This is a genomic window from Roseateles flavus (genome assembly GCF_039872765.1).
GTDB lineage: Bacteria > Pseudomonadota > Gammaproteobacteria > Burkholderiales > Burkholderiaceae_C > Roseateles_B > Roseateles_B flavus.
The window spans coordinates 21,301-42,302 of sequence record NZ_JBDPZC010000015.1 but is presented as its reverse complement, the minus strand read 5'-3'; the positions used below and the strand labels follow the sequence as shown (position 1 = coordinate 42,302).

Genomic DNA, 21,002 nt, shown 5'->3' with positions numbered 1-21,002 from the left:
GCAGAGGGCCCCGCCTCACAGCGGGCGGTGCTCGTCGCGGTCGGGCGGACGGCGCTGCGGCGCCAGCAGGATCCAGCTGGCCAGGGGCCACAGCAGGGCCTCGAAGAAAGGCGCCAGCAGCAACGGCCAGCCCGGCCACATGCCGCCCACGGCCAGGCGCACCACCAGAGACACCGCATGGGCCAGCGCGAACAGCGGCAGCACATGCAAGGCCTGACCCCAGCGCGTGAACCAGGGCAGGCGGCGGTGGAGCGCGACGGCGCCGAAGCTCAGGCCGCTGTAGGCCAGGGCGTGCTGGCCCAGCAGGGCGCCGTGGTGCACGTCCACCAGCAGGCCGAAGAGGAAGGCCCAGCCGACGTTGACCCGGCGCGGCTGGTGCACGTTCCAGAACACCAGCACGATGGACAGGAAGTCCGGCATGGCCGGCTGGCGGCCCAGGGGCACCATGTCCAGCATCAGGGCCAGCAGCAGGCTGAAGGCGATGAAGAGGGGGTTGGCCGGCAGCAGCAGCTGGCTGGCGGCGCGCGGCATGATCATCGCGGGCTCCCTCCCTTGCTGTCCTTGCTCGCTTCCTTGGCAGCCTCCTTCGCCGCCTTCAGCTCGGCGGCCCGCAGCTTGGCATCGGCCTTGGCCTGGGCCTTGCGCTCGGCCAGGGCCTGCGCTTCCTTGCTGGCGGCCTCGGCGGCCTCGGCGCGGGCAGCCTCATGCACGGCCAGCGGGGCCAGCACCAGCACATGGCGCACGCTGTCCACGGGCACGGTGGCCTGCAGGCTCACGCGGGCGAAGCTGGTGTCGCCGCGGCGTTCCACCTGGGCCACCTTGGCCACCGGCAGGCCCGGGGGGTAGATGCCGTCCAGGCCCGAGGTGGAGAGCACATCGCCCGCCTGGATGTCGGCATTGGCAGCGGTGAAGCGCAGCTCCAGGCCGCGTTCGCCGCCGAAGGCCACGCCGCGCTGCTGGGTGCGGGTGTTGAGCACGGGGATGGCGGCGTCCTTGTCGGTGATGAGGGTCACCTCGGACGAGAAGGTGTAGACCCGCGTCACCTGGCCCAGCACGCCGGCCTCGGTGATCACCGGCGAGCTGAGGTGCACGCCGTGCTGGCTGCCGCGGTCGATGCTGACGCGGCGGGAGTAGGGATCCGGTGCCTCATAAAGCACCTCGGCCGCGACCGCGCTCACGGACTGAGCCTGCTGCATCTTGAGCAGCTCGCGCAGGCGCTGGTTCTCGGCCTGCAGCTGCTGGGCGCGCGACAGGCGCTCGGCCTGCGCCACGAGCTGGCGCCGCGCCAGGTCCTCGGCAGCCATGGCCTTCTCCATGCCACGGAGGTAGTCGCCCAGGTTCTCCCAGGCATCGACGGGCGACAGCAACAGGCGCTGCGCCGGGTTGAGCACCAGGGCCACGGCCGTGCGCGCCGGCTGCGCCACCTTGAAGCGGGCATCCAGCACCATCAGGAAAATGGCGAAGGCCGCGCACAGCAGCAGCCGCGTCAAGGCCGAGGGGCCTTGGCGGAACAGCGGCGGCGCATTGCGCTCCAGGGTGCCGAAGGGCATGGCTTGCGAACTAGTTGGTCAGGCCATCACGGTGTATCGGGCCGTCGCGAGCGGGCGCCAGGCTAGGCGGACGGAGCGCAGGGACCGGAGCGTACTGGAGGTACGTGAGGATCCCGAGCACCGCCCAACGACGCATGGCGGCCGCGCAGCAGGCCTCACTCGGAAGCGAAGATGGAGCCGAGGCGTTCCATGTGCTCCAGCGCCATGCCGCAACCGCGCACCACGCAGGTCAGCGGGTCCTCGGCCACCAGCACAGGCAGGCCGGTTTCCTCGGCCAGCAGGCGGTCCAGGTCACGCAGCAGGGCGCCGCCGCCGGTCAGCATCATGCCGCGCTCGGCGATGTCGGCACCCAGCTCGGGCGGGGTCTGCTCCAGCGCGTTCTTCACGGCGGACACGATCTGGTTCAGCGGGTCGGTCAGGGCTTCCAGGATCTCGTTGGACGAGATGGTGAAGCTGCGCGGCACGCCCTCGCTGAGGTTGCGGCCCTTCACTTCCATCTCCTTCACCTCGGAGCCGGGGAAGGCGGAGCCGATCTGCTTCTTGATCGCCTCGGCGGTGGGCTCGCCGATCAGCATGCCGTAGTTGCGGCGGATGTAGTTGATGATGGCTTCGTCGAACTTGTCGCCGCCAACGCGCACCGAGCCCTTGTAGACCATGCCGCCCAGCGAGATCACGCCGACCTCGGTGGTGCCGCCGCCGATGTCGATGACCATGGAGCCCGAGGCTTCGGAGACCGGCAGACCGGCGCCGATGGCGGCGGCCATGGGTTCCTCGATCAGTTCCACGCGCGAGGCGCCGGCACCCAGGGCGGCGTCACGGATGGCGCGCTTCTCGACCTGGGTCGAGCCGCAGGGCACGCAGATGATGATGCAGGGCGAGGGGCGCAGCAGCTTGGTGTCGTGCACCATCTTGATGAACTGCTTGATCATCTGCTCGGTGATCACGAAGTCGGCGATCACGCCGTCCTTCATCGGGCGAATGGCCTCGATGTTGCCGGGCACCTTGCCCAGCATGGCCTTGGCCTCGCGGCCGACGGCCTGGATGGTCTTCTTGCCGCTGGAGCCGCCTTCGTGGCGGATGGCGACGACGGAGGGTTCATCCAGCACGATGCCCTTGCCACGCACATAGATCAGCGTGTTGGCGGTGCCGAGGTCGATGGCCAGGTCGGTGGAGAAGTAGCGGCGCAGGGACGAAAACATGGTGTGGGGCTGGGGCTTCAGGCCGGGCGGCGGCAGGGATCACGCGGGCTCGGCACTGGCAATTCTCAGGATGGGCCTCGGGAGGGGCGGCGGGCGTCAAACGAATGCAGCCGAGGCGGTGACACCAGGGCTGCACGGGGGTGTTCGCACCATGTGCAACGAGGCTGCCGGTGCCTTGGCGGCCTGCAGCCCCGTTACCATGGAGATAAGCGGAGATAATACCCGATCACCCCTTTGTTTAGACCCCTGACTAGCCCCTGACAGCCCCTGTTTTTGCAGTCTGTAAGCGGCAATGCATCGCGCCCGACGCCGAGTTTTCATCGAGCATCGACGCGATGCCCAGGACCTCCAACCGACCCGGACTCGCCCATGGCCCTGACCCAGGATGACGTGAGCCGCATCGCCAACCTCGCCCGCCTCGAACTTTCCGATGCGGAGCAAGGCGCCTTGCTCGGCCAGCTCAATGGCTTTTTCTCCATCGTCGAGCAGATGAGCGCGGTGGACACCAGCGGTGTCGAGCCGCTCTACACGCCGCTTTCCGCCGTGCAGGACGTGCAATTGCGCCTGCGCGAGGACGCGGTCACCGAGAGCAACCAGCGCGAGCTCAACCAGCGAAGCGCCCCCGCCGTCGAGGACGGCCTCTTCCTGGTCCCCAAGGTCATCGAATGAAGTCTCTCCACGAAATGGGCGTGGCCGAGCTCGGCCAGGGCCTGCGCGCCAAGGCCTTCTCCGCCACCGAGCTGACCCAACACCTTCTTGCACGGGTTACCGCCGCGTCGCAACTGGGCGCCTTCCTCCATGTGGACGCCGACGGCGCCCTGGCCCATGCGGCCGAGGCCGACCGCCGCCTGGCTGCCGGCGAGGCCAGCCCCCTGCTGGGCATCCCGCTGGCGCACAAGGACATCTACGTCACCGCGGACATGCCCACCACGGCCGGCTCCAAGATCCTGGCCGGCTACCGCAGCCCCTTTGACGCCACCGTCGTGGCCCGCCTGAACGCGGCCGGCACCTTCTCGCTGGGCAAGCTCAACTGCGACGAGTTCGCCATGGGCTCGGCCAACGAGAACAGCGCCTTCGGCCCGGCCCACAACCCCTGGGACCGCAGCCGCGTGCCCGGCGGCTCCTCGGGCGGCTCGGCCGTGGCCGTGGCGGCCCGCCTGGTGCCCGCCACCACCGGCACCGACACCGGCGGCTCGATCCGCCAGCCGGCCAGCTTCACCGGCATCACCGGCATCAAGCCGACGTATGGCGTGTGCTCGCGCTACGGGATGATCGCCTTCGCCTCCAGCCTGGACCAGGCCGGCCCCATGGCCCGCTCGGCCGAGGACTGCGCCCTGCTGCTGTCCGCCATGAGCGGCTTTGACGAGCGCGACGCCACCAGCATCAACCAGCCCCCGCAGGACTTCCATGCGCAGATGCTGGCCCCCCGCGAAGGCGCCACGGCCGCACAGCCGCTGAAGGGCCTGCGCATCGGCCTGCCTCGTGAGTTCTTCCCCGCCGCGCTGTCCGCCGACGTCAACAGCGCCGTGCGCCAGGGCCTGGCTGAGCTGGAGAAGCTGGGCGCCACGCTCGTGGAGGTGAGCCTGCCCCGCACGGAGCTGGCCATCCCGGTCTACTACATCATCGCCCCGGCCGAGGCCAGCTCGAACCTAAGCCGCTTTGATGGCGTGAAGTTCGGCCATCGCGCAGCCAACTACACGGATCTTCTGGACATGTACAAGAAGACCCGTGCCGAAGGCTTCGGCCCCGAGGTCAAGCGCCGCATCATGATCGGCACCTATGTGCTGAGCCACGGCTACTACGACGCCTACTACCTGCAGGCCCAGAAGCTGCGCCGCATGATTGCCGACGACTTCCAGCAGGCCTTCCAGCACTGCGACGTCATCGCCGGCCCGGTCGCCCCCAGCGTGGCCTGGAAGGCAGGCGAGGGTGCGGAGGATCCGGTCAAGGCCTACCTGGCCGACATCTTCACGCTGCCCGGCTCGCTGGCCGGCCTGCCGGGCATGAGCGTGCCGGTGGGCTTCGGCGAGGCCGGCATGCCCGTCGGCCTGCAGCTGATCGGCAACTACTTCAAGGAAGGGCAGCTGCTGCACACCGCGCACGCCCTGCAGCAGGCCACCGACTGGCACACCCGTGCCCCGAACGGAATCTGAGCATGAACAAGCCCAACAGCAAGCTGGTGCGCGGCTACGAGGTGGTGATCGGCCTGGAGAACCACGTCCAGCTGTCCACCCAGTCCAAGATCTTCAGCGGGTCCTCGACCGCCTTCGGCGCCGAGCCCAACACCCAGGCCTCGCCCGTGGACCTGGCCCTGCCCGGCACCCTGCCGGTGCTCAACCGCGCTGCAGTGGACCGTGCCATCCGCTTCGGCCTGGCCGTGGGCGCCAAGGTGGCGCCGCTGTCCATCTTCGCCCGCAAGAACTACTTCTACCCGGACCTGCCCAAGGGCTACCAGATCTCCCAGTTCGAGATCCCGGTGGTGCAGGGCGGCACGGTGGAGTTCTTCGTCGGGGACGAGAAGAAGGTCGTGAACCTCACCCGCGCCCACCTGGAGGAAGACGCCGGCAAGAGTCTGCACGAGGACTACCACGGCCAGTCCGGCATCGACCTGAACCGCGCCGGCACGCCGCTGCTGGAGATCGTCTCCGAGCCCGACATGCGCTCCGCCGCCGAGGCGGCCGAGTACGCCAAGACCCTGCACGCACTGGTGATGTGGCTGGGCATCTGCGACGGCAACATGCAGGAAGGCTCCTTCCGCTGCGACGTCAACGTCTCGGTCCGCAAGCCCGGCGAGCCCTATGGCACGCGCCGCGAGATCAAGAACCTCAACAGCTTCCGCTTCCTCGTGGACGCGGTGAACTACGAGGTGAACTGGCAGATCGACCAGATCGAGGACGGCCTCAAGATCCAGCAGGCCACGGTGCTCTACAACCCGGACACCGGCGAGACCCGCGCCATGCGCTCCAAGGAAGACTCGGCCGACTACCGCTACTTCCCCGACCCCGATCTGCCGCCGCTGGTGATCGCGCAGGAATGGGTGGAGAAGGTGCGCGGCGAAATGCCCGAGCTGCCTGGCGTGATGGCCAAGCGCTTCATCGAGGCGGACGGCCTGCCCGAGTACGACGCCAGCATGATGACCCAGAGCCTGAAGACGGCCCGCTACTACGAGGCTGCCAAGGCCGCGGGCGCGGCGCCCAAGCTGGTGGCGAACTGGGTGATGGGCGAGATCAGCAAGCGGCTGAACAGCGATGGGCTGGAGATCGACGCCGCGCCGGTGAAGGCCGACCTGCTGGCGAAGCTGATCGCCCGCATTGCCGATGGCACCATCTCCAACAACTCCGCCAAGCAGGTCTTCGACGCCCTCTGGGCCGGCGAAGGTGCGGACGTGGACGCCATCATCGCCGCCAAGGACCTGAAGCAGTCCAACGACACCGGCGAGATCGAGCGCATCCTCGACGACGTCCTGGCCGCCAACCAGAAGTCGGTGGACGAGTTCCGCGCCGGCAAGGACAAGGCCTTCAACGCCCTCGTGGGCCAGGCCATGAAGGCCACCAAGGGCAAGGCCAACCCGGCCCTGGTCAATGAGCTGCTGAAGAAGAAGCTGGGCGGCTGAGGACCGGTCCGCGCCATGCAGAAAGGCCGCTGGAGACAGCGGCCTTTGTCATTGAGGGGCCGGCAGGCAGGCCCTGGACGCGGCCTCTCAGCGGCTGCTGCCCGAGGCGGGCTGCGGCGAACTGCTCGGCTGGGAGGCGGCGGGCGCAGCCGGGCCGTCGAGGCTGCCCGGCGGGGCGCCGCCCCACAGCTTCTTCAGGCGCTGCAGCTCGAGGTCGAAGACCTTGTTGACCCGCACCAGCTCGGCCTTCTGGTTCTCGATCAGCACGCGCTGCGCCTCCACCGAGACCTCGTTGGCATCCAGCTGCTGCCGGAGCTTGCCGGGCATGGGCTTGCCCTTGTAGAACTCCGCCTCTTCCAGCAGGGGCTTGCGCTCGGCGGCCAGCTCCTTGATGCGGCGCTCCGAGACCTGCATGGCCTTGTTGATGTCGTCCAGCGCCGACTCCCGGGCCTCGCGGTGGGCGGACTCGTTGCGGTAGCGGATCATGAGGTTGCGGTCGCGACGGATCGCGTCCTGCTGAGCCGCGCGCTCCGCGGCCAGCTTGCGCTCCCGCAGCTCATACGCCGCCTTCTCCTCCATGGACATGGCGGGCGGCAGCACGGACTTCACTGAGCCGTCCGGGTTGTGCAGCTTCTGCTCCCGGGTGGCGCATTCGGGGATGGGGCGGTCCGAGGTCAGCTTGCGGCCGTCCGGCGCCACGCAGCTGTAGATGGGCTTGCTCTGGGCCTGGGCAAGACCTGTCCCCAGCAGGCCCAGCAAGGCAGCCAGCAGCGGCAGCGACGGACGCAGGGACAGGCCCAGGGACTGGCGCGAGAACATGGGGCGGCGCGGAAGTGGCATCAGACTCCGTAGCGATCTCGATAGGCCTGGACAGCCGCCGCATGGGCGGCGATGTCCGCCGAGCTGTTGTGGTGCAGATACTGCAGCAAGTCGGACAGCCCGGCAATGGCACTCACGGGCAATTGCAGCTGGCGGTTGACATACTGCACTGCCGACCAGGGCTGCTCGACGCCGTTCTCGGCCGCCTTCTCCTGGCGGTCCAGGGCGATCGAGACGCCGCAGGGCGTCGCGCCCGCGGCCTGGATCATGGCGATGGACTCGCGCACCGAGGTGCCGGCGGAGATCACGTCGTCGATGATCAGCACCCGGCCCTGCACCGGTGCGCCGACAAGGGTGCCGCCCTCGCCATGGTCCTTGGCTTCCTTGCGGTTGTAGGCAAAGGGCTTGTTGTGGCCCAGGCGGGCCAGCTCCACCGAGACGGCGGCGGCCAGGGTGATGCCCTTGTAGGCCGGGCCGAAGATCATGTCGAACTCGATGCCCGAGGCCAGCAGCGTCTTGGCGTAGAACTCGGCCAGGCGGCCCAGCTTGGCGCCGTCGTTGAAGAGCCCGGCATTGAAGAAGTAGGGGCTCAGGCGGCCGGCCTTGGTCTTGAACTCGCCAAAGCGCAGCACGCCCGCCTCCACGGCAAAGGCAACGAATTCCTGGGCAAGGGGCGTGGAGGTGGTGGTCATGGGCAGGTGATGCGGGTCTCGAGGTGGCCCGCATTGTATTGAGCCGGCATGCAAAGGCCCGCCACCCCGCCCCGTGAAACAAGGGGGGTGACGGGCCTTGCGGGCCACCGGGGCGGGGATCAGCCAGGGCTCAGAAGAGGGCCTTGAACTGGATGCCGTAGGTGCGCGGGTCGTTGATGAAGCCGGTCAGGTTGTCGAAGTCGATGGCACCGTTGACGACAACCTTGTTGGTCAGGTTGCGCACGAAGCCGGCCACCTCGTACTTGCCGTCGCCCCAGACATAGCCCGCGCGCAGGCCGCCTTCCAGCAGGGCCTTGCCGGTGAATTCCTTGGCCTCGTACAGGAAGAAATTGACCTTGGAGCGGTAGGCCCAGTCGGTGTAGATGAAGTACTCGTTGCCCTCGGCCGTCGGGATCGAGTAGCGGGCCGTCAGGTTGGCGATCCACTTCGGCGCGTTGGGCAGCGGGTTGTTGTAGAGGCTGTAGCGGCCGCTGGCATCGGGCGTGCCCACCATCACGGGATTGCTGCCCGGGCGGGTGGCATAGAGCGTGGGGTCCTTGATCTTGGTGTCGTTGTAGCTGAGGCCCATCGTGAGCATCAGGCGATCCACCGGAATCAGGTCAAGGTTGAGCTCGAAGCCCTGGCCCTCGCCCTTGCTGGCGTTGAGCAGCGTGTTGAAGTTGCCCGAGCCGCCCACGGCGGTCAGCTGTTGATCCTTCACCGTGTAGGCGAAGACATTGGCAGACAGGCGGGCGCGGCGGTTCCAGAACTCGCTCTTCACGCCGGCCTCGTAGGAGGTGACGGTTTCGGGGCGCGCCTTGCTCTGCGTGCCGAAGCCGCTGGCCGGGTAGATGGAGGCGGCACGGAAACCGGTGGCGACGCGTGCGTAGAGGTTGGTCTGCTTGTCCAGGGCATAGGTGCCGGAGGCATCCCAGCTGACCTTGTGGTCGTCGGTGCTGGCGCTGGTGCCGGCGCCGTCGTTGACCTTGCCAACGGTGTTCAGGTCCTTCTTGTCCTGGGTGTAGCGCAGGCCGCCGCGCAGCTTGAGATCGGGGCGCAGCTCGTAGTTGACCGAGCCGAACAGGGCCCAGGCCTTGTTGGTCTGGCGGGTGTCCACGATGCTGTCGGCCGGCTTGGCCGCCGTGTAGTCCACGCTGCGCATCGTGTACTTCTCGTCGAAGAGGTAGAGACCGCCCTGCCAGCGCATCGGGCCGGCTGCCTGCGACTCCAGGCGGAATTCCTGCGTCAGCTGGCGGTGACCCATCAGGGCGTCCGAGGTGTCCATCTGCCAGGTCGCTTCGCCCTGGGTGGGATAGGGCGGCGTCTTGGGGTCGCCCGAGAAGGGGTTGTGATAGCGATAGCCGCCGTCCACATCGCCCCGGCTGAAGGGCTGCACGGTCTCGATGGCACTGATGGAGTGCAGGGTCACGCCGTCCAGGGCCCACTTCAGGCGCAGGCTGGCGCCGGTGCTGTGCAGGCGCTGCTCGTTGGTCCCGTCGATGACCATCTTGGCCGGGTCGAAACCATCGACCAGCTCATTGGTCCCGGGCTTGATGACAGAGCCGCGGAACAGGCGCGGACTGCCCTTGAGCTCGCGGTTGTGCACGTTGAACAGGGCGCTGAAAGCCTGGTTGGCCTCATAGAGCGCCTGGATGCGCACGGCGCGGTCGTCATAGCCCTCGGTGTCGGGCGTCTTGGCATTGGGCAGCTCGTTCTTGACCCAGTTGCCACGGTGCTGGTTCTGGGCCGAAATGCGCACGGCCCAGTCCCCGCCCACCGGCAGGTTGGCTGCGCCTTCCAGGTTCACCATGCCCTGGCTGCCGAAGGAGGCGTTGAAATAGGCGTCCTGGCGCTTGGACGGCTTGACCGACTCGAACTTCACCACGCCGGCCGGCGTGTTGCGGCCGAACAGGGTGCCCTGGGGGCCGGCCAGCACTTCCACGTTCTTCACGTCGAAGGCCGGGAAGCCCTTGAGGATGGGGTTCTCCTGCACCACCTCGTCGTAGATCAGCGAGACGGGCTGCGAGGCGTTGAGGCGGAAGTCGGTGTTGCCGTAGCCGCGCAGGTAGAAGCGCGGGAAGGCCCGGCCGAAGGAGGACTCGATGTTCAGGCTGGGCACACGGCCTGACAGGGCGCGGATGTCCTGGCCGCTGGAATTGATGACGTCCAGCTTCTCGCCGCTGATGGCCGAGACCGCGTTGGGCACGTCCTTGATGTTCTCCACCCGGCGCTCGGCGGTGATCACCACGGCCTCCAGTTGGTTGGTCTGGGGACGGGCGGCCTCGGCCTTGGGCGCCTCCTGCGCCTGGGCCGCGCTGCCCGCCAGGGCCTGCAGAGCCAGGGTCACGGCCAGCGCCAGGGGCGCGCGTTGGATGAGGGGCTTGCGGTTCATCGTGGGACTCCTAGAACGATGGCCGTCCCGGCTGGGTGCCCCTCGCAGGGCTGGCGGGCCCCGGGGGCCGTGCCTGAGCGGACGGCGTGACGGAATGGATGGGCAAACGTTTGCCGATCGGGTGCCGAGAATCTAGCAAGTCTGCGCCGCGTGCGTCACCTTTCCTGGCTCGCTTGCACTGCCCTGGTGCGAGGCTGTTGCGGACCGACATCAGACCAGTTCATCACCGCCTCACTGCGATACTGGCGCCTCTCCGTCTCAGCCGAGGTATCGACCGTGCGCTTCATCACCGCCAATCTCAATGGCATCCGCTCCGCCGCCACCAAGGGCTTCTTCGACTGGCTGCCCCAGCAGCAGGCCGACGCGGTCGGCGTGCAGGAGGTGAAGGCCCAGCATGAGCATGTCGACCAGATCTTCTGCAGCCCGGGCGGCCTCAAGGGCCATTTCCACTACGCCCAGAAGAAGGGCTACTCCGGCGTGGGCCTCTACACCCGCGACGAGCCCAGCGACATCATCACCGGCATCGGCGTCCACGAATTCGACGACGAAGGCCGCTACATCGAGAAGCGCTTCGACAAGCCCGGCCGCAAGCTGAGCCTGATCAGCTGCTACTTCCCCAGCGGCTCCAGCGGCGAGGACCGCCAGCAGGCCAAGTTCCGCTTCCTCGCGGCCATCTACCCGCACCTGATGGCGCTGAAGGGGCAGCGCGAGTTCATCCTCGTCGGCGACATCAACATCGCCCACAAGGAAGCCGACCTCAAGAACTGGAAGGGCAACCTCAAGAACAGCGGCTTCCTGCCCGAGGAACGCGCCTGGGTGACCCAGCTGATCGATCCGGCCCAGGGCGGCCTGGTGGACGTCTACCGCCAGCTGCAGCCCGACACCACGGACGCCTGCTACACATGGTGGAGCAACCGCGGCCAGGCCTATGCCAAGAACGTGGGCTGGCGCCTGGACTACCACTTCGCCACGCCCCAGCTCGCCGCCCTGGCCCGGCGCGAGTCCATCTACAAGGACCAGAAGTTCAGCGACCATGCGCCGCTGACGATCGACTACGACTTCAAGCTCTGAGGGCTCCAGACGGCGCCTCGCCAGCGGCCGGGGCGCATTCGGTGCGGTTGCGGCCGGCCTTCTTGGCGCTGTAGAGCGCCTGGTCGGCGCGGTCCAGCGCGCTCAGGTGGGCGGGATCCCGGGCGCTCAGCTCGGCCAGCCCCAGGCTGATGGTGGAGCGGATGACCTCGCCCGCATGCACCGCCTCGCAGGTCTCGGCCCGCCGGCGCAGGCGCTCGGCGAAGCCGCGCGCGCCCTGGGTCCCGGTCTGGGGCAGGATGACCAGGAACTCCTCGCCGCCGTAGCGGCTGGCGATGTCCATCTCGCGCACCTCCGCCTTGATGGCCTGGGCCAGGGTGCGGATCACGGTATCGCCCGCCAGGTGGCCGTAGCGGTCGTTGATCTGCTTGAAGTGGTCGATGTCCAGCATCACCAGGGCGGCGCCGGAGCCAGTGCGCACGGTGCGATGCCATTCGGCGAGCAGGCGCTCGTCGGCGGCCCGCCGGTTCAGCAGCCCCGTCAGGGCGTCCGTATGGGCCAGGGTCTCCAGGCTGCGGTTGGCGTGCTGCAGCTCGGCCAGCAGCTGGTCCACCGAGTGCTGCCAGTGCACGAAGAGCTGGTAGCCGAAGAAGGCCATGAACAGGACGATCAGCGAGAAGACGCCAAAGAAGACCCAGCTGCTCTGCAGCATCACCTCCAGCGCCGGCCCCAGCGCGGCGCCGGGCAGGCGGCGCAGCAGCTCCACCTGGGCGGAGGACAGGTGCAGGGTCAGGAAGCCGTAGGCGATCACGGCCGCCGTGACAGCCGCCAGCAGGCGCAGCACCGCGCGGCGCGGATCGCCCGCCGGGGTGCTCATCAGGGCCGGATGGCGCGCCTGCCAGGCGTCAATGGCAGGCCAGCCCAGGGCCATCAGCGGGCCGACGATGAACAGACTCTGCACGAAGGACCCCAGCCACCAGCCCTGCCAGATGGCCAGCATGGCCGTGCGGTCGATGCCGTTCGTGTACCACCACAGCAGGGCGCCGCTGGAGCTGAAGATGCTCGCCACGAAGCTCAGCTGGACATAGAACAGCAGCGCGCTGAGTCCGCGGAGGTCACGGCGCATGGCGATGGCCTGGTAGCCCATCACCATGATGGCAAAGCCCAGCGGATTGGCGCAGGCGAAGAGCAGGGCCCAGTACCAGGGCATGCCGGCATAGAGCGCCAGGCTCAGCGTGGCCAGGTAGGCCGGCACCGCGCCCCAGCCCCAGCCCCAGCACAGGCTCAGCCACAGGCAGATCAGCAGGGGCGGATAGATGGAGATGTAGACCTGCACGCCGCCCAGTTGCAGCGGCAGGCCGGACCAGCGGCCGATCACCGAGGCCAGGCCCAGGGCGATGCTCAGCAGGAGCAGCAGGCCCCAGCCTCCCAGCAGCAGGGCCCGCTCGCCCGGCGTGCCATGCCGCCACAGCTTCCAGGGCGAGAGGGTGCGGTAGCGCAGGGGCGGGTCGTGGCTGGGGACCATGAAGCAGAAGAAGTACAGCAGCCCAAGCATAGGGCATGCGGCGATGCACAGGGATGGCGCGTCGGCACCGCCCGGCAGCCGCCTGCCGCTCAGCCAGACAGCGCCTGCTCTGGCTGGCGCATGAACAGCGCCGCCACCACGTCCGACTGCGTGATCATGCCCACCACGCGCCGCGCCTCGTCCACCACCGGCATGTGGTGCAGGCCGCCGTCGGAGAAGGCGCCGACCAGCTCGGCCAGGGCCTGCTCGGGCCGGGCGCTCCGCACCTTGGGCGTCATGATGTCGGCCACGCGGCGGGCCTCGGTCATGCGCGGGAAGCGCTCCAGCGCCGAGGGCTCGCGGCCCAGGAAGAAGTCGTGCAAGGACACGATGCCCACCAGGCGCTGGCTGGTGTCCACCACCGGCAGGGCCTTGACCTTGTGGCGGGCCAGCAGGCCCCAGGCGTCGTCCAGCGAAGCCTCGGGACCGATGCAGACCACGTCGCGGGCCATCACGTCGGCGCAGCGGATGGCGCCCCAGTGCCGCTGCTGGGCGTGCTGCTGGGCACGCACGAGGATCTCCTCCAGGTCCTGGCGGTCGATGTCCAGGATCTCACCGAAGGAGGCCAGGGCCGCGTCCACGTCCTCTTTCACGAAGCCCGCGCGACGGCTGGGCAGGGGGTCGGCCGTGCGGTGCACGTTCGCCGGCGCGGCGCCATGGTGCGGATAGTGGCGGCCGGCCAGGCGGTTGAAGACCAGGGCCAGCAGCAGCATCAGCAGCGAGTTCAGCCCCACCGGCCAGAAGGCGTAGCCATAGCCCAGGCTCTCCAGCGTCGGGCTGCCCAGCGCCGCGGTGACGGCCACTGCGCCGCCGGGCGGATGCAGGCAGCGCAGGGCGATCATGGCCAGCACCGCCAGCAGCCCCGCGGCGGCCAGCGCAGGCCCCGAGGCCCCCAGCACGTGATGGCAGGCCACGCCGACCAGGGCCGAGATCACATTGCCCCCCAGCACCGACCAGGGCTGGGCCAGCGGGCTGGCCGGCACGCTGAACACCAGCACCGCCGAAGCGCCCATGGGCGCGACGAACCACAGGGCCTGGCCCGCCAGCGCGTGGCGGCTGATCCATTCCGTGCACAGCAGGCCCAGGCCCACGCCCAGGGCCCCCAGCAGCAGCTCGCGCCACGGGGCGGTGAGGGGCGCCGGCACGAAGGGGCTCAGCCGGGCGCGCCAGCGGGCGCCGAAGGAGGCGGTGCTCATCATCGGCGCGGCTCCTCGGCCGGCTTCTCGCCATGGCAGGCGCAGGCCTCGCCATGAGCCGCCGCCACCAGCTCGGCCAGGATGCCGCAGGCGTGCTGCTCGTGCCGCGCATCGCAGCGGCTCTTGAGCGCCTGCAGCTGCGCCTCCAGGGCCTGCATGCTCTTGAGCCGCGCCCGCACCCGGGCCAGCTGCGCATCGACCAGGGCGTCCACGCTGGCCAGCTGCTGCGGGTCCTCGCTCTGCAGGCTCTGCAGCAGCAGGCCGACGTCGGCCAGGGACATGTCCAGGGCCCGGCAGTGGCGGATGAAGGCCAGGCGCTCCAGCTGGGGCTGGGCGTAGTCGCGATAGCCATTGCCGCTGCGGGCCGGCGGGGGCAGCAGGCCGGACTTTTCATAGAAGCGGATGGTCTCGATGTCGACCCCCGTGGCCTTGCTGAGTTCGCCGATGCGCATGGGCACTGACCTTCTGCCCCTGGGGCAGCGCTGCTGGAAAAGGCCGCAGCATAGTCGCTTGACTCTGGAGTGGCTACAGGCTGTGAAATACCCCTCCATGACCAAGCTCTCCTGCGCCAACGCCCAGCCACAGGCCCCTTCCGCCTGCACGACAGCCCGGGACGAGCCCTGCTGCGGGCACGCACACACACACGAGCACGCGCATGCCCACAACCACGACCACGATCAGGGGCAAGGCCCCGCCGAGGTCCACTGCAGCAGCGGCTGCGCGGCGCCATCGGTGAGCGCCGCCCCCCTGGCCGGCCTGGCGCCCGGTCAGCAGCGCCTGCGTCTGCACATCGCCGGCATGGACTGCCCGACCGAGGAGGCCCTGCTGCGCAAGCATCTGGCCGGCGAGCCCGCGATCCGCGCCCTGCATTTCGACCTGCTGGGCCGCGTGCTCAGCGTGGACCACGACGCGGCGGACGCCCCCGGCCTGGTCCAGGCCCTGCAGCAGCGCATCCGCGCCGCGGGCCTGGACGCCGTGCCGCTGGATGCGCAGCGCGCAGCACCGGTCGCGCCCGCGGTGCCCGTGGCCCTGCGCTGGCGCATGGCGGCGGCTGGCGTCGCGGCCATGGGCTCCGAAGCCCTGCACTACGCGGGCGCCGCCGAGGCCGCGGTGATCGCCTGCGCCCTGGCAGCCGTCGTCCTGGGCGGGCTGCCCACCCTGCGCAAAGGCTGGGTGGCCCTGCGCAGCCTCACGCTCAACATCCACCTGCTGATGAGCCTGGCCGTGATCGGCGCTCTGGTCCTGGGCCAGTGGCCGGAGGCGGCCATGGTGGTCTGGCTCTTCGGCCTGTCCGAGATGCTGGAGGCCCTCAGCCTGGCGCGGGCGCGCGACGCCATCCGCGCCCTCAGTGCCCTGGTGCCCGAGACCGCCTGGCTGCGCCTGCCCGACGGCCAGTGGGCCGAGCGGCCCAGCGGGCAGGTCCCCCTGGGCGCCGTGCTGCGCATCCGGGCCGGTGAGCGTGTGCCGCTGGACGGGCAGGTGATCGAAGGCCAGTCCAGCGTCAACGAGGCCGCGCTGACCGGCGAGAGCCTGCCCGTGCCCAAGCAGCCGGGCGACACCGTGCTGGCCGGCTCGGTCAACGAGTTGGGCCTGCTGCTGATGACGGTGACGGCCGCCAAGGGCCACACCCTGCTGGACCGCATGGCGCAGGCCGTGCAGGAGGCGCAGGCGCAACGCGCGCCCACGCAGCGCTTCGTGGACCGCTTTGCGCGGGTCTACACGCCTCTGGTCGTTGCGGCCGCGCTGCTACTGGCCCTGCTGCCGCCGCTGTGGCTGGGCGGGCCCTTCACGCCCTGGATCTACAAGGCCCTGGTGCTGATGGTAGTGGCCTGCCCCTGCGCCCTGGTGATCTCCACGCCGGTGACGGTGGTCAGCGCGCTGACGGCCGGCGCCCGCCGCGGCCTGCTGATCAAGGGCGGGCTCTATCTGGAGCAGGCGCACCTGCTGAAGAGCATCGCGCTGGACAAGACCGGCACCCTCACCGAAGGCCGGCCGGCCCTGGTCGGGCACACCGTGCTGGGCACGCTGGACGAGGCCGGCCTGCTGCGCCACGCCGCCAGCCTGGACGCCGGCTCACGCCATCCGCTGGCCCTGGCCCTGCTGGAGGCCGCCGCGGCGCAAGACCTGACCCTCATCCCCCTGCTGGACTTCGAGACCCTGCCCGGCCGCGGCGTGCGCGCCCGCCTGGACGGCCAGGCCTGGCAGCTGGGCAACGAGACCCTGGCGCGAGAGCGGGCGGCCCTGAGCCCTGCCGCAGAGACCGCCGCGCACGCCTGGAGCGAGGCCGGCTGCAGCGTGCTGTGGCTGCTGCGCGAGGAGGCCGGGCGCTGGCGCTGCGAAGGCCTGCTGGCCCTGCGCGACCGGCTGCGTGCGCACAGCGCCAGCACCGTGGCCGCGCTGCAGGCAGCCGGCGTGCAGGTGCACATGCTCAGCGGGGACCAGCGCGGCGCCGCCCTGGCCGCCGCCCGCGAACTGGGCCTGCCCGAGGCGCAGGTCCAGGCCCCGCTGCTGCCCGAGCAGAAGCTCGCCGCCATCGCCCATCTGCGCGAGCACGGCCTGGTGGCCATGGTGGGTGACGGCGTCAACGACGCCCCGGCCCTGGCACGCGCCGACATCGGCATCGCCATGGGTGCGGCCGGCACCGCCACGGCGCTGGAGACCGCCGACATCGCCCTGATGCAGGACGACCTGCGCCGCCTGCCGGAGCTCATCGCCCTCTCGCGGGACTGCAAGCAGGTGCTGTGGCAGAACATCGGCCTGGCTTTGGGACTCAAGGCCGTGGTGCTGGCCCTGACCCTCGCCGGCTGGGGCAGCCTGTGGCTGGCCGTGCTGGCCGATGCGGGCGCCGCGCTGCTGGTCGTGCTGCTGGGCCTGCGCCTGCTGCGCTGGCAGCCGCGGGCCTGAATCTGGTGCGAACGCCGCACACCGGCCCCTGCCAGGGCCGGCAACCCATGCTAAAAGACATGGGGGTCAGGTCTTGCCCTTGGTAGGAACCCGCAGAAACACGCTGTAAACGCGCGGCGACAATACGCCCGCCGCCGCCGGAGCCTGCCTCCAGGCGGCTTGTCCTATGTGAGCCCAGTGCACGGCCAACCCGTGGATTGCGTCGATCCGGTCCGAGAGGGAGCCGGGCGCTCCAGGCCCAGAACCATCGATCCAGCACGGAGTGTCGTTTGAACAAAATTCAGACCCCCGGGGCGCCGCAGACCATCCTCGGCCATCCCGACAGCCTGTTCGTCCTGTTCTTCACGGAAATGTGGGAACGCTTCTCGTACTACGGCATGCGCGCCCTGCTCGTGCTCTTCCTGGTCTCGACCGCCGCGAAGGGCGGCTGGGGCTGGACCCGTGAAGAGGCGACCTCGCTGTACGGCTGGTACACCGGCCTGGCCTACCTGACCCCCATCTTCGGCGGCCTGATCGCCGACAAGCTGCTGGGCACGCGCCGCTCGGTGTTGCTGGGCGGCTTCATCATCGCGGCCGGCCACATCTGCCTGTTCATGGAGACCAAGCCGACCTTCTTCGCCGGCCTGGGGCTGGTGATCCTGGGCACGGGCCTGTTCAAGCCGAACATCTCGGCCATCGTGGGCCAGCTCTACAACAAGAGCAACGAATCCCTGCGCGACGCCGGCTACACCCTGTTCTACATGGGCGTGAACTCGGGCGCCTTCTTCGGCATCCTGCTGTGCGGCTACATCGGCGAGAAGATCAGCTGGAACCTCGGCTTCGGCCTGGCCGGCATCTTCATGATCCTGGGCGCGCTGCAGTTCCACCTCAGCCAGGGCATCTTCGGCAACATCGGCGGCACGCCTGACAGCAACGCCGCCGCCGCGGCCGCCGCCGAGGACGACACCCCGCCCAACGTGGTGCTGGACCGCCTGATCGCCATCGGCGTGTTCTCCTTCTCGACCATCTTCTTCTGGTTCGCCTTCGAGCAGGCCGGCGGCTCCATGACCATCTTCGCGGCCGACTACACCGACCGCGCCCTGGTGGGCACCGCCGGCATGACCTTCAAGGTGATCAACAGCCTGATGACGGTGATCCCCACCGTGATCCTGAGCTGGCTGCTGTTCAAGCTGGCCAGCCACACCGTGTCGCGCTATCCGCTGGGCAATGCCCTGCTGGTGCTGGCCATCGGCGGCATCTGGGTCCTGGTGCTGTGGATGCTCAACCGCGAGTTCCAGATGGACCAGTCCGAGGTGCCCGCCACCTGGTTCGGTGTGCTGAACTCCTTCTTCCTGGTGCTGCTGGCCCCGCTGTTCTCCAAGATGTGGGAGAAGTACTGGAACCCGAGCGGCCCGGTGAAGTTCGGCGTGGGCCTGGTGCTGCTGGGTCTGGGCTTCGGCGCCCTGGCCTATGGCTCCATGGGCATTCCCGCCGGCGCCAAGACGGCGCAGGTCAGCATGATGTTCCTGACCCTGGCCTACCTGCTGCACACCATGGGCGAGCTCTGCGTCTCTCCGGTGGGCCTGTCCTACATCTCCAAGCTGGCCCCGGCGCGCCTGCTGGGCCTGATGTTCGGCTTCTGGTTCCTGAACACCGCCATTGCCAACTGGCTGGCCGGCAAGTCGGGTTCCTACATCGACCACATCTCGGCCACCTACTCGATGTCCACCTTCTTCCTGATCTTCACGCTGATCCCCATCGGCGCCGGCCTGGTGCTGATGATGCTCAGCCCCTGGATGAAGAAGAAGATGCACGGCGTGCACTGACGCGTCCCGCCCCCGGCACGAAAGGCCCCGCTCGCGGGGCCTTTTTCATGAACACGCCGCGGTGTCACCCGCAGCAGGTGCTGCGGCCTTCCGGGCCTCGCGCTATCCTGGGACCTGCGATGAAGCGGGCCGGCCCTCGACCGAGTCCGCTCGCCCGCACGGGTCAGGGAGCCAAGACTCACGTCGGAGACAGGCATGCCGATCGTCGGCCCCCGCCCTTGCTTCCCGCTGCAGGCCGCTGGGGCCGCGCTCGTGCTTGCCGCCCTCCTGCTGCCCGCCGCCCAGGCCTGCGGCCCTTTCCGCGTGGCCTTCCAGCACTACCCCGGCCTCTATGAAGTCGGCAGTGACGGCCGGGCCCATGGCCTGGACGTGGACCTCCTGGAAGCCCTGGCTGCGCGCAGCCAGTGCCGGCTGCAGGGCACGGCGGTCAGCAATGTGCGGCTATGGCAGGCGCTGGAGACGGGCGACGCGGACATCGTGACCGCCGCCCTGATCACCCCGGACCGCGAGCGCCTGGCGGAGTTCGTTCCCCTGGTGCAGGCCCAGCTGCACCTGCTGGTCTCGCTGGAGCTGGCACGCCGGCTGGCCGGCCCTGCGGATTTCCTGGCCGATGCCAGCCTGCGCCTGGGCGTGGTGCGCGGCGCCCGCCACGCGCCCGCCACCGAGCCCTGGATCGAGGCCCTGCGCCAGGCCGGTCGGGTCAGCGAAAGCGCCGACAAGCCCAGCCTGCTGAAGGCCTTCAAGGCCCGGCGCATCGAGGCCGTCCTGGTCTATCCCATGGAGCTCTACGAGGGCTCACCCCAGTGGCCGGAGGACCTGGCCCTGCGCGCCTGGTGGCCGGATTCCCTGAGCGTGGGCGCCTGGGCCCTGTCGCGCAAGACCCTGCCCGAGGCCGAGCGCCGCCGCCTGCGCGAGGCCCTGCTGAGCCTGCTGCACGACGGCACTGTGCAGCGCCTGGCGGACCGCCATCTGGGGCCCGTCCAGGCCAGTCGCCTCATCGTGAAGCCCCTGGAGGCCCCGGCCGCCGGGCGACCCGGCAGCGGCGCCCGCTGAGAACCGCCGAGGCCCTCAGCGCATAGGATGTGAAGCCTCGACACCCCGGGAGCTCCGGCACATGAAATCAATGGGCAAGCGCGCCAGCGGCGCACGTCTGGAACGCATGCAGGCCTCGCCGCGCTGGGACGGCCAGGGCTTCCGCAACGTCCATCCCATCGCCCCGGGGCTGCGTGATGTGGACGGCCCGCGGGCCTCCATGCTGGAGATCCTCTGCCCCGACGGCCGCCGCCGGCCGCCCGGCCCGCTGCCCGTGGCCAACCCGCGCGAGACCTGGACCCGCGCGCCCGGCAGCGGCCTGCGCGCCAGCTGGCTGGGCCATTCCAGCGTGCTGATCGAGATCGACGGCCTGCGCCTGCTGACCGACCCGGTCTGGGGTCCGCGGGTCTCGCCCTCCACCCTGGCCGGCCCCAAGCGCTACCAACCGCCCCCGGTGCCGCTGCGCGCCTTGCCTCCGCTGGACGCCGTGCTGATCTCGCACGACCACTACGACCACCTCGACTACCCCACCCTCCGCGCCCTGGCCAAGCGGCCGCAGCCCTTCATCACCTCCCTGGGCGTGGGCGCGCACCTGGAAGCCTGGGGCATCCCGCCCGAGCGCATCATCGAACTGGACTGGTGGGAGTCGCACACGCTGCCTGGCACCGACTTGCGCGTGCATGCCGCGCCCTCCCAGCACTTCTCGGGCCGCGGGCTCAAGGACAGGAACGCCACGCTGTGGTCTTCCTTCGTGATCGAGTCGCCCCGCCACCGCGTCTTCTTCAGCGGGGACACCGGCCTGAGCAGCGAGTACCAGCTCATCCGCGACCGCTTCGGCCCCTTCGACCTGGTGATGCTGGAGGTGGGCGCCTACCACCCCTCCTGGGGCGACATCCACCTGGGCCCGGTGAACGCACTGCAGGCCTGGGAGTGGCTGGGCGGCGGCGCCTTGCTGCCGGTGCACTGGGGCACCTTCAACCTCGCCACCCACGACTGGGATGAGCCCGCCGAGACCCTGCTGCAGCTCGCCCCCGCACGCGGCGTGCCCCTGTTGATGCCCCGCCTGGGCGAGGCGCTGGAGCCCGCGCAGGCCACGCCCAGCCCTGCCGCCTGGTGGCGCCAGGCGGGCCAGCCCGCCGCGCCCGTGGAGGCGCCGACCCAGGCGCCGCGCGTGCCGCGCTGGATGCCCTGGCCGCTGGACTGAGGG

Annotated in this window: 17 protein-coding genes and 1 other RNA gene; 8 read left to right on the top strand and 10 right to left on the bottom strand. The window is 69.7% G+C overall.

What is annotated here, in order from left to right:
* Nucleotides 1-15: 15 nt before the first annotated feature.
* The 4 genes from mreD to ABDJ40_RS22460 form a co-directional block, all read right to left on the bottom strand.
* The gene (mreD, locus tag ABDJ40_RS22475) at nt 16-537 is read right to left on the bottom strand and encodes a rod shape-determining protein MreD (protein WP_269630800.1); all 522 of its coding nucleotides are present in this window, start codon (nt 535-537) and stop codon (nt 16-18) included.
* The gene (gene mreC / locus ABDJ40_RS22470) at nt 534-1,550 is read right to left on the bottom strand and encodes a rod shape-determining protein MreC (RefSeq protein WP_347613067.1); all 1,017 of its coding nucleotides are present in this window, start codon (nt 1,548-1,550) and stop codon (nt 534-536) included. The genes mreD and mreC overlap by 4 nt, the downstream gene beginning before the upstream one ends.
* Before the next feature lie 21 nt (nt 1,551-1,571).
* Nucleotides 1,572-1,656, bottom strand: a non-coding RNA gene (locus ABDJ40_RS22465) — sX9 sRNA.
* A gap of 49 nt (nt 1,657-1,705) precedes the next feature.
* Nucleotides 1,706-2,749, bottom strand: coding sequence for a rod shape-determining protein (locus ABDJ40_RS22460; protein WP_183102363.1), 1,044 nt, complete (start codon nt 2,747-2,749; stop codon nt 1,706-1,708).
* Between the two features lie 369 nt (nt 2,750-3,118).
* Between ABDJ40_RS22460 and gatC the strand changes: the two genes are divergently transcribed.
* The 3 genes from gatC to gatB are packed head-to-tail and all read left to right on the top strand — an operon-like array spanning nt 3,119 to nt 6,362.
* The gene (gene gatC, locus ABDJ40_RS22455; protein ID WP_347613065.1) at nt 3,119-3,418 is read left to right on the top strand and encodes an Asp-tRNA(Asn)/Glu-tRNA(Gln) amidotransferase subunit GatC; all 300 of its coding nucleotides are present in this window, start codon (nt 3,119-3,121) and stop codon (nt 3,416-3,418) included.
* Complete coding sequence (gene gatA, locus ABDJ40_RS22450) at nt 3,415-4,902, top strand: Asp-tRNA(Asn)/Glu-tRNA(Gln) amidotransferase subunit GatA (protein WP_347613063.1); 1,488 nt, start codon at nt 3,415-3,417, stop codon at nt 4,900-4,902. The genes gatC and gatA overlap by 4 nt, the downstream gene beginning before the upstream one ends.
* Nucleotides 4,903-4,904: 2 nt before the next feature.
* On the top strand, nt 4,905-6,362 hold the full coding sequence (gene gatB / locus ABDJ40_RS22445; protein WP_347613061.1) for an Asp-tRNA(Asn)/Glu-tRNA(Gln) amidotransferase subunit GatB: 1,458 nt from the start codon (nt 4,905-4,907) through the stop codon (nt 6,360-6,362).
* Between the two features lie 87 nt (nt 6,363-6,449).
* On the opposite strand, the gene ABDJ40_RS22440 is transcribed toward gatB, so the two are convergent.
* The 3 genes from ABDJ40_RS22440 to ABDJ40_RS22430 form a co-directional block, all read right to left on the bottom strand.
* The gene (locus ABDJ40_RS22440; protein ID WP_347613059.1) at nt 6,450-7,202 is read right to left on the bottom strand and encodes a hypothetical protein; all 753 of its coding nucleotides are present in this window, start codon (nt 7,200-7,202) and stop codon (nt 6,450-6,452) included.
* Nucleotides 7,202-7,873, bottom strand: coding sequence for an orotate phosphoribosyltransferase (gene pyrE / locus ABDJ40_RS22435; protein WP_269630795.1), 672 nt, complete (start codon nt 7,871-7,873; stop codon nt 7,202-7,204). Before pyrE ends, ABDJ40_RS22440 begins: the two co-directional genes overlap by 1 nt.
* A gap of 130 nt (nt 7,874-8,003) precedes the next feature.
* Nucleotides 8,004-10,265 (bottom strand): TonB-dependent receptor, encoded by a 2,262-nt coding sequence (locus ABDJ40_RS22430; RefSeq protein ID WP_347613057.1) that lies wholly within the window; start codon nt 10,263-10,265, stop codon nt 8,004-8,006.
* Nucleotides 10,266-10,541: 276 nt separating this feature from the next.
* On the opposite strand from ABDJ40_RS22430, the gene ABDJ40_RS22425 reads away from it, so the two are divergent.
* A complete protein-coding gene (locus tag ABDJ40_RS22425) occupies nt 10,542-11,336 on the top strand; it encodes an exodeoxyribonuclease III (protein ID WP_347613056.1) in 795 nt (264 codons plus the stop codon).
* Here ABDJ40_RS22425 and ABDJ40_RS22420 read toward each other — a convergent pair.
* From ABDJ40_RS22420 to ABDJ40_RS22410, 3 genes are read right to left on the bottom strand one after another with little or no spacing between them, the layout of a single operon-like run.
* Complete coding sequence (locus ABDJ40_RS22420; protein WP_347613054.1) at nt 11,326-12,849, bottom strand: sensor domain-containing diguanylate cyclase; 1,524 nt, start codon at nt 12,847-12,849, stop codon at nt 11,326-11,328. The genes ABDJ40_RS22425 and ABDJ40_RS22420 overlap by 11 nt on opposite strands.
* A 59-nt stretch (nt 12,850-12,908) precedes the next feature.
* A complete protein-coding gene (locus ABDJ40_RS22415; RefSeq protein WP_347613051.1) occupies nt 12,909-14,054 on the bottom strand; it encodes an HPP family protein in 1,146 nt (381 codons plus the stop codon).
* Complete coding sequence (locus ABDJ40_RS22410) at nt 14,054-14,506, bottom strand: Cd(II)/Pb(II)-responsive transcriptional regulator (protein WP_347613050.1); 453 nt, start codon at nt 14,504-14,506, stop codon at nt 14,054-14,056. Before ABDJ40_RS22410 ends, ABDJ40_RS22415 begins: the two co-directional genes overlap by 1 nt.
* Nucleotides 14,507-14,603: 97 nt before the next feature.
* Here ABDJ40_RS22410 and ABDJ40_RS22405 point away from each other — a divergent pair, with 97 nt between their 5' ends.
* The 4 genes from ABDJ40_RS22405 to ABDJ40_RS22390 all read left to right on the top strand — a co-directional run bounded on the left by ABDJ40_RS22405 (nt 14,604) and on the right by ABDJ40_RS22390 (nt 20,999).
* Nucleotides 14,604-16,958: a heavy metal translocating P-type ATPase gene (locus tag ABDJ40_RS22405; RefSeq protein ID WP_347613049.1), complete on the top strand. Its 2,355-nt coding sequence runs from the start codon at nt 14,604-14,606 to the stop codon at nt 16,956-16,958.
* Nucleotides 16,959-17,227: 269 nt separating this feature from the next.
* Nucleotides 17,228-18,763 (top strand): peptide MFS transporter, encoded by a 1,536-nt coding sequence (locus tag ABDJ40_RS22400; protein ID WP_347613047.1) that lies wholly within the window; start codon nt 17,228-17,230, stop codon nt 18,761-18,763.
* A gap of 195 nt (nt 18,764-18,958) precedes the next feature.
* Nucleotides 18,959-19,816 (top strand): substrate-binding periplasmic protein, encoded by an 858-nt coding sequence (locus ABDJ40_RS22395; RefSeq protein WP_347613046.1) that lies wholly within the window; start codon nt 18,959-18,961, stop codon nt 19,814-19,816.
* A 61-nt stretch (nt 19,817-19,877) separates the two neighbouring features.
* On the top strand, nt 19,878-20,999 hold the full coding sequence (locus ABDJ40_RS22390) for an MBL fold metallo-hydrolase (protein WP_347613045.1): 1,122 nt from the start codon (nt 19,878-19,880) through the stop codon (nt 20,997-20,999).
* Nucleotides 21,000-21,002 lie beyond the last annotated feature (3 nt).

What these genes read in the sequence shown, in the direction of transcription:
- mreD (WP_269630800.1), bottom strand. Translation starts at nt 537, where the DNA reads ATGATCATGCCGCGCGCCGCCAGCCAGCTGCTGCTGCCGGCCAACCCC.
- pyrE (WP_269630795.1), bottom strand. Translation starts at nt 7,873, where the DNA reads ATGACCACCACCTCCACGCCCCTTGCCCAGGAATTCGTTGCCTTTGCC.
- ABDJ40_RS22395 (WP_347613046.1), top strand. Translation starts at nt 18,959, where the DNA reads ATGCCGATCGTCGGCCCCCGCCCTTGCTTCCCGCTGCAGGCCGCTGGG.
- ABDJ40_RS22410 (WP_347613050.1), bottom strand. Translation starts at nt 14,506, where the DNA reads ATGCGCATCGGCGAACTCAGCAAGGCCACGGGGGTCGACATCGAGACC.
- ABDJ40_RS22430 (WP_347613057.1), bottom strand. Translation starts at nt 10,265, where the DNA reads ATGAACCGCAAGCCCCTCATCCAACGCGCGCCCCTGGCGCTGGCCGTG.
- ABDJ40_RS22420 (WP_347613054.1), bottom strand. Translation starts at nt 12,849, where the DNA reads ATGCTTGGGCTGCTGTACTTCTTCTGCTTCATGGTCCCCAGCCACGAC.
- ABDJ40_RS22415 (WP_347613051.1), bottom strand. Translation starts at nt 14,054, where the DNA reads ATGAGCACCGCCTCCTTCGGCGCCCGCTGGCGCGCCCGGCTGAGCCCC.
- gatB (WP_347613061.1), top strand. Translation starts at nt 4,905, where the DNA reads ATGAACAAGCCCAACAGCAAGCTGGTGCGCGGCTACGAGGTGGTGATC.
- gatC (WP_347613065.1), top strand. Translation starts at nt 3,119, where the DNA reads ATGGCCCTGACCCAGGATGACGTGAGCCGCATCGCCAACCTCGCCCGC.
- ABDJ40_RS22390 (WP_347613045.1), top strand. Translation starts at nt 19,878, where the DNA reads ATGAAATCAATGGGCAAGCGCGCCAGCGGCGCACGTCTGGAACGCATG.
- ABDJ40_RS22440 (WP_347613059.1), bottom strand. Translation starts at nt 7,202, where the DNA reads ATGCCACTTCCGCGCCGCCCCATGTTCTCGCGCCAGTCCCTGGGCCTG.
- ABDJ40_RS22460 (WP_183102363.1), bottom strand. Translation starts at nt 2,749, where the DNA reads ATGTTTTCGTCCCTGCGCCGCTACTTCTCCACCGACCTGGCCATCGAC.
- ABDJ40_RS22405 (WP_347613049.1), top strand. Translation starts at nt 14,604, where the DNA reads ATGACCAAGCTCTCCTGCGCCAACGCCCAGCCACAGGCCCCTTCCGCC.
- mreC (WP_347613067.1), bottom strand. Translation starts at nt 1,550, where the DNA reads ATGCCCTTCGGCACCCTGGAGCGCAATGCGCCGCCGCTGTTCCGCCAA.
- gatA (WP_347613063.1), top strand. Translation starts at nt 3,415, where the DNA reads ATGAAGTCTCTCCACGAAATGGGCGTGGCCGAGCTCGGCCAGGGCCTG.